The sequence below is a fragment of the Aeromonas sp. 130281 genome, assembly GCF_056642115.1.
Genome location: NZ_JBWVQS010000027.1, coordinates 1 through 565, shown reverse-complemented (window position 1 = coordinate 565; position 565 = coordinate 1). Strand labels below are relative to the sequence as shown.

General features: G+C 46.9%; 1 tRNA gene and 1 rRNA gene. Both read right to left on the bottom strand.

The features are described from left to right. Window positions 1-181 precede the first annotated feature (181 nt). Window positions 182-257: transfer RNA gene (locus tag AC1IN8_RS21065), tRNA-Glu, on the bottom strand. 210 nt (window positions 258-467) lie between these two features. Continuing rightward, window positions 468-565 (bottom strand): 16S ribosomal RNA (locus tag AC1IN8_RS21060); the annotation flags it as partial.

Here is a 565-nt window from a genome sequence, read left to right as displayed (position 1 = left end):
TTTGGTTTTCGCCAAGAAGTTTCCAAAGCACTTGTAACAAATGTTTGAGAACTACTTTTTAAATCAGCTTTCCAGATTGTTAAAGAGCATGTTTGCAACGGCATTCACTTAAAGTGCGCCGAAGAAAACAGAGTTAAGAATCAATTTCTTAACTCTGCATTCTTGTTAGCAAGAAGAGAATTGGCGTCCCCTAGGGGATTCGAACCCCTGTTACCGCCGTGAAAGGGCGGTGTCCTAGGCCTCTAGACGAAGGGGACCCCGAGTCTGCTTTGCAGTGCTTGCGCACTGAGACAACAGGTAGCAGTAAACTGCTATTCACATCCCGTTATCCGGCAGAAGAGGTTTTCTCTCATCCATCCCGAAGGCTGGACAACAGAAGCTGATGCATCACTGCATCAGGTCTTTGCTCTAACTACTTTGAATCAAGGCAATCTGTGTGAACACTCAACAACGTCGACATCTTAAGGTAAGGAGGTGATCCAACCCCAGGTTCCCCTAGGGTTACCTTGTTACGACTTCACCCCAGTCATGAATCACACCGTGGTAAACGCCCTCCCGAAGGTTA